This is a genomic window from Mitsuaria sp. TWR114, from assembly GCF_007997345.1.
Map to the genome: position 1 here is coordinate 1 of NZ_VOSR01000827.1, position 685 is coordinate 685.

General features: G+C 71.5%; 1 protein-coding gene. It reads left to right on the plus strand.

Going from position 1 to position 685, the window contains the following annotated elements:
* Positions 1-685, plus strand: a 685-nt coding sequence (locus FUT87_RS24650; protein WP_147242703.1) for an MFS transporter, incomplete at both ends; no start/stop codon positions are given.

Consider the following 685-nt stretch of genomic DNA (forward strand, 5'->3'; position numbering starts at 1 on the left):
CACGCCGAGCACGCCGAGCACGCCGAGCCCGGCACGCGCGCCTACCGCCGCATCGCGTTCGCGCTGTTCCTGGCGGGTTTCACCACCTTCTCGCTGCTGTACAGCGTGCAGCCGCTGCTGCCGCTGTTCGCGGCGGAATTCCAGGTCGGCGCGGCGACAAGCGCGCTGTCGCTGTCGCTGGCGACCGGTGCGCTCGCGTTCGCGATCCTCTGCGCCGGGGCGCTGTCGGAGAGCATGGACCGCAAGCGGCTGATGTTCGCGTCGATGGCGATGGCGGCGCTGCTGAACCTGATCGCCTCGGTGGTGCCGGGCTGGCACGGGATGCTGGTGGCGCGGGCGCTGGAGGGCCTGGTGCTGGGCGGCGTCCCGGCGGTGGCGATGGCCTACCTGGCCGAGGAGATCCATCCGAAGGGCCTGGGCCGGGCGATGGGCCAGTACGTCGGCGGCACGGCCTTCGGCGGGATGATGGGCCGGGTCGGGGTGAGCCTGCTGAGCGATGCCTTCGGATGGCGGCCGGCGCTGTTCATCGTCAGCGTGCTGGGGCTGCTGGCGGCGATCGGCTTCTGGCTGCTGCTGCCGCCATCAAAGCACTTCGTGCGCCGCCGCGGCGTGACGCTGTCGGAGCATGTGGCCACGTGGCGGGCGCATCTCACGCATACGATGCTGCCGCTGCTGTTCGGGATGG